The 12,793-nt window shown below is 61.0% G+C and carries 17 protein-coding genes; 4 read left to right on the top strand and 13 right to left on the bottom strand.

Annotation, left to right across the window (positions count from 1 at the left end; all coding sequences use genetic code 11):
• Positions 1 to 21: 21 nt before the first annotated feature.
• From DL86_RS06195 to DL86_RS06145, 11 genes are all read right to left on the bottom strand, one after another.
• A complete protein-coding gene (locus tag DL86_RS06195) occupies positions 22 to 816 on the bottom strand; it encodes a YdcF family protein (protein ID WP_036259366.1) in 795 nt (264 codons plus the stop codon).
• 76 nt (positions 817 to 892) lie between these two features.
• Positions 893 to 1,117 carry a DNA gyrase inhibitor YacG gene (gene yacG / locus DL86_RS06190; RefSeq protein ID WP_036259592.1) on the bottom strand — a complete coding sequence of 75 codons (225 nt, stop codon included), beginning with the start codon at positions 1,115 to 1,117 and terminating at the stop codon, positions 893 to 895.
• 38 nt (positions 1,118 to 1,155) lie between these two features.
• Positions 1,156 to 1,794 (bottom strand): Maf-like protein, encoded by a 639-nt coding sequence (locus DL86_RS06185; protein WP_036259589.1) that lies wholly within the window; start codon positions 1,792 to 1,794, stop codon positions 1,156 to 1,158.
• A 27-nt stretch (positions 1,795 to 1,821) separates the two neighbouring features.
• Complete coding sequence (gene infA, locus DL86_RS06180; RefSeq protein ID WP_012384664.1) at positions 1,822 to 2,040, bottom strand: translation initiation factor IF-1; 219 nt, start codon at positions 2,038 to 2,040, stop codon at positions 1,822 to 1,824.
• 290 nt (positions 2,041 to 2,330) lie between these two features.
• Positions 2,331 to 3,254 carry a CDP-diacylglycerol--serine O-phosphatidyltransferase gene (gene pssA / locus DL86_RS06175; protein WP_084572753.1) on the bottom strand — a complete coding sequence of 308 codons (924 nt, stop codon included), beginning with the start codon at positions 3,252 to 3,254 and terminating at the stop codon, positions 2,331 to 2,333.
• 125 nt (positions 3,255 to 3,379) lie between these two features.
• Positions 3,380 to 3,904, bottom strand: coding sequence for a hypothetical protein (locus tag DL86_RS06170; protein ID WP_036259362.1), 525 nt, complete (start codon positions 3,902 to 3,904; stop codon positions 3,380 to 3,382).
• Between the two features lie 87 nt (positions 3,905 to 3,991).
• Complete coding sequence (gene der, locus DL86_RS06165) at positions 3,992 to 5,395, bottom strand: ribosome biogenesis GTPase Der (RefSeq protein ID WP_202899172.1); 1,404 nt, start codon at positions 5,393 to 5,395, stop codon at positions 3,992 to 3,994.
• Positions 5,395 to 6,129: a tetratricopeptide repeat protein gene (locus DL86_RS06160; RefSeq protein WP_036259359.1), complete on the bottom strand. Its 735-nt coding sequence runs from the start codon at positions 6,127 to 6,129 to the stop codon at positions 5,395 to 5,397. Before DL86_RS06160 ends, der begins: the two co-directional genes overlap by 1 nt.
• A 178-nt stretch (positions 6,130 to 6,307) precedes the next feature.
• Positions 6,308 to 6,613 (bottom strand): hypothetical protein, encoded by a 306-nt coding sequence (locus tag DL86_RS06155; RefSeq protein ID WP_036259357.1) that lies wholly within the window; start codon positions 6,611 to 6,613, stop codon positions 6,308 to 6,310.
• Positions 6,614 to 6,789: 176 nt separating this feature from the next.
• The gene (locus DL86_RS06150; RefSeq protein ID WP_036259354.1) at positions 6,790 to 7,251 is read right to left on the bottom strand and encodes a hypothetical protein; all 462 of its coding nucleotides are present in this window, start codon (positions 7,249 to 7,251) and stop codon (positions 6,790 to 6,792) included.
• On the bottom strand, positions 7,244 to 7,720 hold the full coding sequence (locus DL86_RS06145) for a MarR family winged helix-turn-helix transcriptional regulator (RefSeq protein ID WP_036259352.1): 477 nt from the start codon (positions 7,718 to 7,720) through the stop codon (positions 7,244 to 7,246). The genes DL86_RS06150 and DL86_RS06145 overlap by 8 nt, the downstream gene beginning before the upstream one ends.
• Before the next feature lie 262 nt (positions 7,721 to 7,982).
• Here DL86_RS06145 and DL86_RS06140 point away from each other — a divergent pair, with 262 nt between their 5' ends.
• The 4 genes from DL86_RS06140 (at position 7,983) to DL86_RS06125 (ending at position 10,893) form a co-directional block, all read left to right on the top strand.
• Positions 7,983 to 8,336, top strand: a complete 354-nt coding sequence (locus DL86_RS06140; RefSeq protein WP_036259584.1) for a DUF1428 domain-containing protein — start codon at positions 7,983 to 7,985, stop codon at positions 8,334 to 8,336.
• Positions 8,337 to 8,465: 129 nt separating this feature from the next.
• On the top strand, positions 8,466 to 9,164 hold the full coding sequence (locus tag DL86_RS18630) for a pyroglutamyl-peptidase I (RefSeq protein ID WP_162180398.1): 699 nt from the start codon (positions 8,466 to 8,468) through the stop codon (positions 9,162 to 9,164).
• A 9-nt stretch (positions 9,165 to 9,173) separates the two neighbouring features.
• Positions 9,174 to 9,854 (top strand): TerC family protein, encoded by a 681-nt coding sequence (locus DL86_RS06130; protein WP_036259350.1) that lies wholly within the window; start codon positions 9,174 to 9,176, stop codon positions 9,852 to 9,854.
• Between the two features lie 283 nt (positions 9,855 to 10,137).
• Positions 10,138 to 10,893, top strand: coding sequence for a carbonic anhydrase (locus DL86_RS06125; protein ID WP_036259580.1), 756 nt, complete (start codon positions 10,138 to 10,140; stop codon positions 10,891 to 10,893).
• 39 nt (positions 10,894 to 10,932) lie between these two features.
• Here the strand turns inward: DL86_RS06125 and DL86_RS06120 are convergent, their stop codons facing one another.
• Entirely contained in the window at positions 10,933 to 11,901 is a 969-nt protein-coding gene (locus DL86_RS06120; protein WP_036259348.1) for an NAD(P)H-dependent flavin oxidoreductase, read from the bottom strand.
• 190 nt (positions 11,902 to 12,091) lie between these two features.
• A complete protein-coding gene (locus tag DL86_RS06115; protein WP_051952858.1) occupies positions 12,092 to 12,655 on the bottom strand; it encodes a methylated-DNA--[protein]-cysteine S-methyltransferase in 564 nt (187 codons plus the stop codon).
• Positions 12,656 to 12,793: the final 138 nt, after the last annotated feature.

The following is a 12,793-nucleotide window of genomic DNA, read 5'->3' as shown; positions in this document are numbered from 1 at the left end:
GATTCAATCAGGCGCGTTCGGTCATGGCGCGGGAAACAGCGCGTCTATCTTTCCGGTCAAGCGATAAGCTAATAGGCCGATCCATTCGCGGATGGCGAACTCAAACATGAACAGTCTTTCCCCGAGCTTCGCACTCGACAGAAAGTCTCGCGAGTCGCCAAAGGTGCGATAGGCGACCGGATAAGGGATCACGTTAAAACCCAGGCGCCGGAATATGCCTACAGAGCGCGGCATGTGCCAGGCCGACGTCACAAGAAGCCAGGTCTCGTCGGGTCGCGGCTTGAGGAGGTCGCGCGTGAAGAGCGCATTTTCCCAAGTATTGCGGGACCTTGTTTCAAAGCTCATGCGCTCTTCCGGCACGCCGAGCGCCAGCCAGAAATTCCGCACGCCATCAGCTTCGGGCGCGCCCACGTCGATAAGTTTCCCCGACCCGCCGGTAAAGACGAGCCGCGCCGTCGGAAATCGCCGCGCCAATTCGACGCCGCTGGTGAGCCGATTGGCGTCTCCGGTCAGGATCGCCTGTCCGCGCGCCTCCGATTTGTTTTGCAGGAGCGCGCCCCCAAGAACAATGATTCCGGCGGGCGCCGGCCCCTGGAGGCTTGCGGCTGGAAACCGATCCTCCAGGGGCCGGATGAGCGCCGCGGAAAGCGGCGTGAATGAGATGATCGCAAGCGCGATAAGCGCGCCGGCCATGATCGCCCGCCCCGTCCGCGCGAAGCGGGTGAAGCCGAGGAGAGCGCCGAGGACGCCCAAAATAATGAGCAGAGAGACCGGCTCGGCAAGGAGCCAGAAGATCTTGGAAAGGGCAAAAAACATGTTCGCGCGTCACGCCGTCATTGGAGCAAGGGCGCCAACCCGCCAAGCCAGCGGCGAGGCCGCCAAACATATCTCGTCATTCCTCGTTCGGCTCGGCCGGATCGGAGGGCGCGCCGCCGGCGGGCTCGGCGGGAACCGCGTAGACGCCGCCAAGCCAGCGATGCAAATCAATGTCCGCGCATCGCTTCGAACAAAATGGACGCATTTCGAGAACGGAGGGTTTGCCGCAGATCGGGCAGGGCCGCGCAGGCGCTTTGGAAGGGTCGCCGCTGGCATGAGGGTCTGGCTTTCCGGGATGCATCGGCGACGTCCGAAACGGCAAGACATGAGGGGATGTCATCAAACCCGGTTCAGCCAGGAAAGATGAGCCGGATAACCCTCGCCGGTCAGCAAGGACATGGTTTCGTAAAGCGGCAGCCCGACAACCGAAGAATAGGAGCCAATGAGCTTCAAGGCAAATGCGCCGGCAAGGCCCTGGATCGCATAGCCCCCCGCCTTGCCGCGCCACTCGCCTGAGCCGAGATAGGCTTCGATTTCGCTCGACGAGAGGCGCTTGAAGCGCAGCCGCGTCTCGACGATCTTGTGGCGCTCCTGGCCCTTCGGCGTGATCAGGCACACGCCGGTGTGAACCCGGTGCGCCCGCCCGGACAGAAGACGCAGACATTGCGCCGCCTCCGCCACCACTTCGCATTTGGGAAGAATGCGGCGGCCAACGCTGACGACGGTGTCGGCGCCGATGACATAACCATTGGCGAGTTCAGGCGTCGCCGCCGCGATTCTTGCCGCCGCTCTCGCTTTCTCTTGCGCGAGACGCGCCGCCAGGGTCCGCGGCAATTCGTTCTTGCCGGGGGTCTCATCGATGTCTGCGGGGAGCAAGGCGTCTGGCTCGATCCCGATCTGCTGCAGCAATTCGAGCCGTCGCGGCGACGCGGAGGCCAGAACCAGCCTTGGCCGCCAAGCCTTGTCTTCAGCGGTCACGGCGGCGGTCCATTGCAAAATCCCCGATCACTTGAACCGATAGGTAATGCGACCTTTGGTCAGGTCATAGGGGGTCATTTCAACGAGAACTTTATCGCCGGTCAGAACGCGGATGCGATTCTTGCGCATTTTTCCGGCGGTGTGGGCAATAATCTCGTGTTCATTCTCAAGCTTGACGCGAAAAGTCGCATTCGGGAGCAGTTCGACGACAACGCCTGGAAATTCAAGCAATTCTTCTTTCGACATTTCTTTCCTTGTACTTAAGCCGTCCTCTTGGTTCCGCGGCTCGGCCCTGGCGCGGGAGGCGTATCGACAGCTGCAAACACCGTAAGCAAACCAAGAGGTTGAAGATCAAGCGGAGATTGGCGCCCAGCTTCGACGACTCGGGCGCGAACATCCGGCAAGATCCTGCAAGATCCGACAAGAATCCGGCGCGGCAATTGGCCGGGACCCTAATCGAGAACAAAGCCTTTGTGAACCGGCGCCGCGTATTTGCCAAGTCCCGCGCGCGAAGGGCGCAAACGGACTCCCCCCTTTTAGGGCGAGTTCTCATGCGACGGCGCAGCGGAGGAAGCCACGGGCGAATTCTTCGCCAACTCGGCGAGTTTGAGGTCGGCCAATTCGTAGGCCTTGAACCGGCGGACCGCGAAGGGAATTGTCGCGAGATAGATCAAGGCCAGGCAGACGAGCATTTCCATTGGAAAGGTCGCGAGCAGGAGAATGCAGGCGACCACCGCGAAAAGGACGACAATCACATATTCGCGCGGCACGCGGCCGGTCTTCTTGCCGGAAAAATGCGGGATGCGGCTCGCCATCAGGAAGGCGATGATCAGAACGTAAACGATCTCAAAGGGGACGAGGCCGCGCACATTCGGAACCTCGAGAACCGAGAGATGAAGGTAGAGCGGCAACAGGCTGACGATGGCGCCGGCGGGCGCCGGCATGCCGGTGAAAAAACGCGCCTGCCAGACCGGCCGACCGGGATCGTCGATCATGACGTTGAAACGCGCCAACCGCAGCGCCGCCGCGATCGCGAAGACAAGCGCCGCGAACCAGCCAAGGCTCTTGATTTCGTGCAGACTCCAGAAATAGAGGATGAGCGCCGGAGCGACGCCGAAATCGACGAAATCGGCCAGCGAATCCAGTTCAGCGCCAAAACGCGACGTGCCGCGCAGCGCGCGGGCGATGCGGCCATCCAATCCATCGAGAATGGCGGCGATGACAATGGCGATGACCGCTGTTTCGAACTTTCCCTCGACCGCGAAACGAATGGCGGTGAGGCCCATGCACAGCGCCAGCAAAGTCACCAGATTGGGCAGGATGATCCGGACCGGGACAGGGCGGAACCTGCGCCGGCGCGGAGGCGACGGTTCAAAAGCGTCGAATTCGCTGGCGTCGTCAAACCGCGCCTTCGCGCCGGCCTCCGATTGATAGGGAGGGCCGGAAGAATTGTTTTTCATGTCAGCGCCAGTCATCATTCTAGCATAGGCGCGCCGCATCAGGGCCACAAGAGTTCGACCGGACCAGGTTGGCGCCGCGCTGGACCTTTGGCCTCAGGACCGAGGTTCGGTCCAAGACGGAGACCTCAGTCGACGCGAAGACGCAGCCGGACCCGCGCGATCATGCCGCGGGCCCTTTGTTTGACCCTCGCCGCGAAAGCCCAGGCCTGCGTCGACCTGACCCAGGCAATGAGGCTGTCGCGAAAGCCGACGAGCCAATCCATGAGCTTGGCGAACCAGACGATGGTTCTGAGTTTTTCCCGGCCTGCGTCATAAATTCTCTCCATCACGACTAGGCTGAGAAGATAGGCCAAAACGAAAATGCCAAGTCCAATGGCAAGATGCCCCGTGGCGACCAGAACCAAGGCGTAGACTTTGGCCGGTTCGGCGATCGCGAAAGGAACCGCAAGCAGACCGAGAATCCCATAAGGGGGCAGACGCTCGACGATCGCCTGCAACCGGATGATGAGGCGAAGCTTCGCCGTCCATCGAATGATAGGGAGAAACAGCGGGGTAAAAATGCTGTCGAGAGCGACATAGAGAATAACGAGCGCTTCGACTGGCCAAAGCAGATAGCGGCCCCATCCTGGATTTTCGCGTCCCTCGGGCAATGCGGTCCGTCCTTCCCTACGACAATCGAAAAGCAAGCGAACCCGAGCGCCCTGCCTCACGCCCACTTAACCTAAATCGCCCGAGCCCTACCTCTGCCGCGATTTCCGGTGCCCGTACGGGTTCTCGCTGGTTTTCTTCGACATGCGGATCGGGACTCCCGGCAGATCGAATGCCTGGCGCAGGCCGTTGACGAGGAAGCGTTCGTAGCTGGTCGGCAAAGCGTCGAGCTGATTGCCGAACAGGATAAAATAGGGCGGGCGCGCCCGCAATTGGGTCATATAGCGGATCTTGATCCGGCGGCCCGAGACGGCGGGAGGCGGCGACTGTTCAAGCGCCCCCGCGAGCCAGCGATTGAGCCGCGCGGTGGAGATGCGCTTGTTCCAGATCTCATGGACGCGCACGATCGCCTCCATCAGCTTTTCGACGCCCTCGCCGGTCGCGCCGGAAACCGGGACGACAGGCGCGCCCTTGACCTGCGGCAGCAGTTTTGAAGCCGCCTCGCGCAGTTCGGACAGTTTCGAGCCCTTGGCCTCGATCAGATCCCATTTGTTCAGGCCAATGACCAGCGCCCTGCCCTCGCGTTCGACGAGATCGGCGAGGGTCAGGTCCTGATTCTCGAAAGGGATCGTCGCATCGAGTAGGAGCACCACGACTTCGGCGAATTTCGCCGCGCGCAGGGCGTCGGCTCCGGCGAGTTTTTCGAGCTTGTCCTCGATCCGCGCCCGCCGGCGCAAGCCGGCGGTGTCGAACATCTTGATCTTGCGATTGCGCCATTCGAAATCGATGCCGATCGTATCGCGCGTGAGGCCGGGTTCCGGTCCGGTCAACAGCCGGTCCTGCCCCAGGATGCGATTGAGCAAAGTTGATTTGCCGGCATTCGGGCGGCCGATGATGGCGATCCGCAGAGGCTTCGTGATGTCGAGTTCCGAGCCGTCCTCGTCTTCGCCGAGAACGAGCCGCGCCTCGCTTTCTCCCCGCTCGGCGGGCAGTTCGGTCTCCTCCGGGAGCGCCTCGCGCAAGGCGGCGTAAAGCTCGGCGAACCCATCGCCATGCTCGGCCGAAAGCGGCACGGGTTCGCCGAGGCCCAGATCGTAGCCCTCGATCGCGCCCGCCTGCCCGGCCCGGCCTTCGGCCTTATTGGCGATGAGGATCAAGGGTTTGTCGGCGCGACGAACAAGATTGGCGAAAAAGCGGTCGTCCGGGGTCAGGCCAATGCGCGAATCGAATACGAAGAAAATCGCGTCGGCGAGTTCGATCGCCATTTCCGTCTGCGCCCGCATCCGGCCGGGCAAGGAAGCGCTGTCGCCTTCCTCGAGGCCAGCGGTGTCGATGATTTTGAAGACAAGGTCGCCGAGCTTGGCCTCGCCCTCGCGGCGGTCGCGGGTCACGCCGGGGCGGTCGTCGACCAGAGCAAGCTTCTTGCCGACAAGCCGGTTGAACAGGGTCGATTTGCCGACATTCGGGCGGCCGATGATCGCGATTGTAAACATCACTTCGAGGGCGCCGCCCCCGCCGGCGCCGCTTGCGGCGGCGCTGTTTCTGGAGACGATTTTTCAGGCGGTGATTTTTCAATCAAAAGCGGTCCCGCCTGGACCAAACCGAGGAAGGCTTCCGCCCGCTGGCGTAGCGCCGGAGACGCTTGCTGATCGGAGAGGATCGCCTCGAACCAGCGGCCGGCGGCCTCGAAATCGCTCCGCTTCAGCGCCGACAAGCCCAGCAATTCGCGGATCGTATTGTGATAGGGGAAAGACTGAGCGGACAGCAGGCTGAGCCTTGGCTCGACGTCTCTCGGCTCGCTCCTATCCACCGCCAGCATCGCCGCGCGCAACCGCGCCACGTCCCGGAACGCTTGGTCATAGGCTGGATCGGCGGCCAGCGCGTCATAGGCCTTGATCGCGAGATCGGGATCGCGGGAGGCGATTTCATCGGCCGCCCGCAGCCGCGCGAGGCTGGCGTATCCTTTGGGAGCGGTCTTGGCGATCGCCTCGAATGCAGCCTCCGCCTCCACCGATTTTTTCTCGTGGGACAATTGCAGCGCGGCCTCGTATTGCGATCCCGCAGCCTCGGCCGCCGCTTCGCGAAAATTCACATTGGCGCGCCACGCCGCCGTCCCCGCGACAATCAGCAAAGCCAAGGCGATGAGCCAATATTGGTATTTGGTCCAGATGCGAATAACGCGGTCGCGGCGAACATCCTCTGAGACTTCGCGGAAAAAATCGGTCATTTGCGTCTCTTGCGCTGACGGACCCTCAAGTCCTCGGAACTCGTCAGCTAGCATGCGCCGGCCGCAAAGGCGACCCCGCCTTTTAGCGCTTTACCTAGCGTTCAAGCGCTCCCTGGCCGCCGCAAGCCCGTCTTGTCAGGCTTCTCCACCAAAGTTGAGGCGGGCGTCATGGCCACGCTCAGACAAACTCGTAAGCGAAGAGGAGCGAAACAACCGCCATGACCGTCAAGCCGATCATAAAAAAGACATCGGCGATCTGTTCCAGCTTAAGGACGGACGGCTTTTGCTCGTCGGCCCTGATGGATGCATAAGAGCAGATGCAGCTGACCAGAAAGACCAGACTGTTCAAAGCCAGATATTCATCGACATGGGTCGGGCCCAAATCCGCTTCGGCAACTTTGACAAGGCCGATTCCGGTCAGGCAGACGCCGAGCATCGTCGATGCGCTGGGAAGAATGTGATGAGAGCGCTGGTATTGGGTCAATTCCTCTCCTTGAGCATTTTCGAGCGAAGTGGATGCCGGTTCGCGTTAAGAAAATGCGATAATATGAAGATCTACAGCTGCTTTTTGATACTTGCGGATCTGAAAGCGCTCTTGAACGCATCCCGATCAGATGGAGCCATCCGATCGAAAAAGTCGATCACCTTATTGGAACATGCTTAGTCCGTCGCCGCCTGACGCCTCAGATCGGAAAGCCTGCCGGTGAGCCGAAAGCCATCGCGAATGTTGAGCGACATAAGCGAGAGATTGACAGCGCCTGCGATCAATTCGATTGCCTGAACGCCGTAAAAAAGCGGCCCTAACTCGCCGCGGGAGGCAAGTGCGGCGAGATAAAGCGCGCTCGGAATCAGAATGAATAGTCCATTGCCGGCAATGAACGGCATCCGGCGTTTCTTTCCGATGACCCGAGGGTCGCTCGAGGCGCCCGCCAGTTTGAAGCCAGAAGCTCCGGCGATGGCCAGCGCTGGGACAAGGATCAGCAGCCCCCAGGGGATCGCCCGTTTTACGGCGACGACCGTCTCAAGAGAGCCGAACAGCTCCGATGCGACGGTGGAGGTCCAGAAAGTGAGAATCGTCAGAAAGCCAATGATTCCTGCAATTGGATGGATGATTTTAAGCATTGTCGTCGCCTTTTTCCGGGTGTTCGAGACGTTCGCGAACGGCGCGCAAGGTCTCCGTCGCAGCTTCGATCCGTTCGGCGCTCATCCCGCCCATGAGATTGGCCGCCCACGGCCCCTGACGCTGCATCGCCGCGTCATAGGCCGCCTGCCCGCGAGACGTCAGAAGCACCAGCTTGGCCCGACGGTGATGCGGATTGGGCTCGAAGCGCAAAAGCCCGTCGGCCGCCATCTCATTCACAAGCCGCTGCACCGCCTGACGCGTCAGCCCCATGTTCCGCGCGATATGGGCCACGGAGATCGGGACCGGAGACAACGCGATTGCGCCGAGCACCTGCCATCGCGCGCTGGTCAGACCGAGATCGGCCACCAGCGCGTCCCCCTCCGCCAGCAGCCGGCCGTTGAGTCGAAAGGTCTCCAGGACAAGATCGGTGACAAGATCCGTCAAGGCGGCGGTTACGGCGGTAGACATGTTTATATATTGTCATTTAGACAATAGGCTGTCAATTATCTTCCGAGCCTGGCGCAGCGCCGCGCGCCGCGTTTCGCGCCTTTGACATTAAGCGGTTGGAGCCTAGTTATTCGGGCGGCGTTGAAGGCTTGTTTGCGCCGCGGCGCCATCGTCGAGGCGTTCTAAGCGCCCGAGCCAGGGATGCGAAGACGAAATCGAGGGAATGCTGTCGGCTTCGCCCTGCTCGATCGTTCTTTGGTCAATTCAAACAAAGGAGGGCTTGATGGCCTATGTCGACGGTTTCGTGCTCGCGGCGCCAAAGCAAAACATTGAGGCCTACAAGGCGATGGCGCGGAAGGCTGGGGAGGTCTGGAAGGAATGCGGCGCGCTCGCCTATGTGGAATGCATCGGCGACGATGTGCCCTATGGCGAACTCACCTCTTTCCCACGCGCCGTGCAAGCGAAGGAGGACGAAGTCGTCATCTTCTCCTGGATCGTCTATGAATCGCGCCAGCAGCGCGACGCAATCAACGCGAAGGTGATGGTGGATCCCCGATTGAAGGACTTCATGTCGAACATGCCGTTCGACGGCAAGCGCATGATCTACGGCGGGTTCGAGACGTTCTTGGAACTTTAGAGGCTGCGCTCGACGGTTGCCCCGCTTACCGGCGATGGATGCTGATAGGCCTTATCGATTAGTCAATTTTGTCTTCTGTTAGTGCGCCAGCCCCAACACGGATTCTGGACGGTCCGAGGCGAAACCAGCGTGACAATAGGACCTGTTCGCATTCTTGTTACTGGTTTTGGCGGATTTCCAGGCGTCGCGAACAATCCCACAGAGCGGATGGTCGCGGCGCTCCGTAAGCATAGGCCAAGACTGGCGCGGCTTGGCGTCACGCTCGAACTCGATGTCCTGCCCGTCGTCTATGCCGAGATCGCGCCTCGGCTTCAGACTTTGGCCGAAACGATTAAGCCGGATGCGGCATTGCATTTTGGCCTCGCGGCGCGCCGAAAAGCTTTTTGCGTCGAAACGCGCGCCCTGAACCGCGTCAGCCTGCTTCGTCCCGACGCCGCCGGCGCGAGAGCGAGATCTCGCGCCATCGTTCCGGGCGCGCCATTCACGGCGAAATCCACTTTTCCTTCTGCTCTCATCGCGGCCGCGATGAGCAGCGCCGGGATCAAGGCCCGCTTGTCGATCAACGCCGGCGATTATGTCTGCAATCAGACGCTGTATCTCTCCCTCGCCCTGATGAAGGCCGGGTCCGTCGGGTTCATCCACATTCCGCGACTTGCGCGGCGCCGGCGGACCCCAGACGCGGCGAAAACGCAGCGGCCAACTCTCGACGCGGCGGTGCGCGCCGCCGTCATCGCGATCCTGGTCATGGCGGTGAAGCTGCGCGGCGGCCTTGCGCGCAACAAGGCCAAGCTTGACCCGGAGCTTGACCCCGCTCCATTCCTGACCTAGCTCCAGCCGATGAACCCCGAGGCGACAGCTTTCCTTATTCCACTGCTCCAGATCATCTGGATCGATATCCTGTTGTCCGGCGATAACGCCGTAGTCATTGCGCTCGCCTGTCGCTCGCTGCCGCGCCGGCAACGCCAGGTCGCGATCCTGCTCGGCGCCGGCGCGGCGGTGATGTTGCGCGTCATCTTCACGTCGCTCGTCGTGGAAGCGCTGGCTGTTCCCTACCTCAAGATTGTCGGCGGCGCGCTTTTGCTTTGGATCGCGATCCAACTCGTCGCCGAGCAAAGGCCCGGCAAAGAGGTCACTCCAGCTGAGACGATTTGGGCGTCGATCCGAATTATTGTCGTCGCCGACGCGGTGATGTCGCTCGATAATGTCGTGGCGATCGCAAGCGCCGCGAAAGGATCGAAATGGCTGATCCTTTTCGGCCTCGCCTTATCAATTCCGCTGATCGTCTTCGGCTCGACTCTGGTCCTCTCGCTTCTCACCCGCTTTCCGGCTCTGGTCTGGTTTGGCGCCGCCTTGCTCGGCTGGATCGCGGGCGACGTCATCGGCTCCGATCCCGATGTCGAAGCATGGCTGCGCCGCTACGCGCCAAGCATAAAGGACTGGGGCGCGCCAGCCGGCGCATTTTTTGTTCTTGCTATCGCCGGGCTGCGCGCCAACAGGGCCTCGGGCAGACGAGCTTAGAGCATTTTCGGTCGAGACCGCCCTAGAGCCGGATGACTTTGGACGGAATCGCAACGCGATCTCGTCCAAAGTCTGAATCCGCCTCTTCTCAAAGAGTTAGAGCATGATGTCGTCCGAAAACCGGTTTCCACTTTTCGGCATCATGCTCTAAGCGACGCGTCCGAAAAAGCGGACAATTGATTCAAAAGAAAATCATCTAAAATCAAACAACTCGAGCAAGAAAGCATTGCTTGCCAAGCATGTCCTGCTTAAGATCGCTTATGTTCTCATTGGGGATTTGGACATGCATCGTCGTGACCTGTTGAAAGCGCTTACAGGGCTCGCCCTCTGCCCGCTTTGCGCCCGCGCCGCATCTTCATCCGAGGGGCCGCATTGGAGCTATGAAGGCGCACATGGTCCCGACCATTGGGGCGATCTCGATCCGGCCGACCGCGTCTGTTCGGTCGGAAGCCAGCAATCGCCGATCGCCATCGACGCCTCGATCGAGGCGCGACTGCCCCCGCTCGAAATCGCCTGGGCTGAGCGGCCGGACACGATCGTCAACAATGGCCACACGATTCAGCTCAATTTCGGCGACGGCGGCGCGCTGAATGTAGGCTCGCAAACCTATAAATTGGCGCAGTTTCACTTCCACCACCCGAGCGAGCATCTCATCGACGACAAGCACTCGGCGATGGAAGCGCATTTCGTCCATCGCAACGCCACAGGGTCTCTCGGCGTGATCGGCGTCCTGATGACGGCCGGCAAAACGAACCCTGCTTTCGCGAAAATCGCGGCGACCATGCCGCAGACCGCAGGCGAGCCCGTCAAAGCCGACCCCGGCATCGATCCAAAAGGCTTGCTGCCCGCGAAACTCGGCTATTACGCCTACTCTGGATCGCTCACGACGCCGCCCTGCAGCGAAACCGTCGAATGGATGCTGCTGGCCGAGCCGATCGAGGTCGCAGCGGCGGACATTGCGGCTTTCGCCAAGCTTTACCCGATGAATGCGCGGCCAGCCCAAAAGCTCGATCGCCGCTTTGTGCTGCATTCGGTCTAAGCACCTACGTCCTAACGCTCGGAAGCTCGAGCGTTAGGTTCAAAACCCCTTCGCGAGATCCTGTTTCGCGGCAAGATATTCCCGGCGCATCCGAGCGATGACCTCCGCCGCCGGCAACACGTCGTCGATGGCGCCAACGCCCTGCCCGGCGCCATAAATATCGCGCCAGGCTTTGACCGCCTCGGTGGCTTTGGCCGATTCAAAGCTCATCGCCGTTTTGTCGCGCTCCGGCAAATCATCCGGATCGAGGCCAGCGTCGACGACGCTCTGGCGCAGATAATTGCCCGATACGCCGGTAAAATAGGCCGAAGTCAGGATCCCCGCGGCGTCGCTCTCAACAATCATCTGTTTGTAACGCGCATCGGCGTTGGCTTCCTCCGTCGCGATGAATCTGGTGCCGACATAGGCGAAGTCGGCGCCAAGCGCGCGGGCGGCGAGAACCGCGCGTCCGGTCGCGATCGCTCCGGACAGGGCAATCGGACCCTGCCAGAATTTGCGGATCTCCTCGACGAAAGCGAAAGGCGAAAGAGTCCCGGCATGTCCCCCCGCTCCGGCGCAGACAAGGACAAGCCCATCGACGCCGGCCTCAATGGCTTTCTTCGCATGGCGGACGCTGATGACGTCATGAAAGACGAGCCCGCCCCAGGCGTGGACATGGGGCGTAATCGCGCTCGGCGCGGCCAGACTCGTGATGACGATGGGCGCTTTATATTTGGCGCAAAGCGCGAGGTCATGCATGAGCCTGTCGTTCGAGGCGTGAATGATCTGATTGACCGCGAAGGGGGCGACTTCGGCTTCTGAATGCGCGGCTTTGAAAGCCGCGAGTTCGGAAGTGATCGCAGCAAGCCAATCGTCGAGCTTCTCCTTTGGGCGCGCGTTGAGCGCGGGAAAGGCGCCGATCACGCCATTCTTGCATTGCGCGATGACGAGATCGGGATTTGAAATGATGAAAAGCGGCGCGCCGATGACCGGCAGCGACAGTGGGCGCAGGGTTTGCGGCCAAGCCATTTCGTCCTCTTGCTTTCAATTTCAATGCGCGGCGGCCAGTCGCTGATCGCGACAGAGGATTTCTTCCGATTGATCCATTGTATTGCGCCTCCGCTGAAGTTTTACGAAAGCGCGAAGCCCCCGCGCTGGCGAGGCGTGAACCGAGCGAGGCTACACCTGTCCGCATTGCTAATCTCAGTGAAGAGATTCGTCACAAAAGACGGGCGGTTTCCTTTTGTGTCCGGGCGTGCGCGGCTCGCATCTGTGTGCCTTCAATCGCAAGGAGCCGGAGCTTCGTCGCGAGGCCGCCATGCGCGGAAAAGCCGCCGAGTTTGCCATTGGCCGCAAGCACGCGATGGCACGGCACGATGAGCGCAAAAGGATTGCGTCCGAGCGCCTGCCCCACAGCCCGCGCCGCGCCGGCGGCGCCGATTTTTTGCGCGATGGCGCCATAGGTCTGCGTCTCTCCCGGCAAGATAGCGCGGGTCGCCTCATAGACGCGGCGGCGGAACGGCGGCGCGGCATCCATGTCGAGCGCAACGGTCGAAAGATCGCTCGTCTCGCCGCGAAGAAGCGCCGCTATCCCTTCCTTCGCGCGCGCCGCATTGGGCGGCGGCACCGCTTCCCGCGCATCCGGAAATCGATCGAGCAGACGCCGGCGCGTCTCGGTCTCGCAAGCTTCCGGGAGTTGTGCGCCGACGATGCCCCGCCCGCCCCAGACGATGGCGCATCGGCCGATCGCCGTCTCGAAGAACGTGAAGCAATGAGCTGTCATTTGATTAAATTTTAATATCCCGCCCGCGTATTTCATATTCAAAAAATCTTGCGAAAAATCCTGCGGGCAAAGCCCTTGACTCTTCCGCCCGAAACGGGAATCAATAAGAACAAATAGAGAACTTAAATCCAGATCAAT

Origin of the sequence: Methylocapsa aurea, assembly GCF_000746085.1 — a bacterium.
Classification (GTDB): domain Bacteria; phylum Pseudomonadota; class Alphaproteobacteria; order Rhizobiales; family Beijerinckiaceae; genus Methylocapsa; species Methylocapsa aurea.
The sequence above is the reverse complement of the archived record's forward strand: the minus strand, read 5'-3'. Positions and strand labels throughout refer to the sequence as shown.

Excerpts from the sequence above, each read along its gene's own strand:
- DL86_RS06195 (WP_036259366.1), bottom strand. The coding sequence starts at position 816 with ATGTTTTTTGCCCTTTCCAAGATCTTCTGGCTCCTTGCCGAGCCGGTC.
- yacG (WP_036259592.1), bottom strand. The coding sequence starts at position 1,117 with ATGCATCCCGGAAAGCCAGACCCTCATGCCAGCGGCGACCCTTCCAAA.
- infA (WP_012384664.1), bottom strand. The coding sequence starts at position 2,040 with ATGTCGAAAGAAGAATTGCTTGAATTTCCAGGCGTTGTCGTCGAACTG.
- pssA (WP_084572753.1), bottom strand. The coding sequence starts at position 3,254 with ATGAAAAACAATTCTTCCGGCCCTCCCTATCAATCGGAGGCCGGCGCG.
- der (WP_202899172.1), bottom strand. The coding sequence starts at position 5,395 with ATGTTTACAATCGCGATCATCGGCCGCCCGAATGTCGGCAAATCGACC.
- DL86_RS06160 (WP_036259359.1), bottom strand. The coding sequence starts at position 6,129 with ATGACCGATTTTTTCCGCGAAGTCTCAGAGGATGTTCGCCGCGACCGC.
- DL86_RS06150 (WP_036259354.1), bottom strand. The coding sequence starts at position 7,251 with ATGCTTAAAATCATCCATCCAATTGCAGGAATCATTGGCTTTCTGACG.
- DL86_RS06145 (WP_036259352.1), bottom strand. The coding sequence starts at position 7,720 with ATGTCTACCGCCGTAACCGCCGCCTTGACGGATCTTGTCACCGATCTT.
- DL86_RS06140 (WP_036259584.1), top strand. The coding sequence starts at position 7,983 with ATGGCCTATGTCGACGGTTTCGTGCTCGCGGCGCCAAAGCAAAACATT.
- DL86_RS06130 (WP_036259350.1), top strand. The coding sequence starts at position 9,174 with ATGAACCCCGAGGCGACAGCTTTCCTTATTCCACTGCTCCAGATCATC.
- DL86_RS06125 (WP_036259580.1), top strand. The coding sequence starts at position 10,138 with ATGCATCGTCGTGACCTGTTGAAAGCGCTTACAGGGCTCGCCCTCTGC.
- DL86_RS06120 (WP_036259348.1), bottom strand. The coding sequence starts at position 11,901 with ATGGCTTGGCCGCAAACCCTGCGCCCACTGTCGCTGCCGGTCATCGGC.
- DL86_RS06115 (WP_051952858.1), bottom strand. The coding sequence starts at position 12,655 with ATGACAGCTCATTGCTTCACGTTCTTCGAGACGGCGATCGGCCGATGC.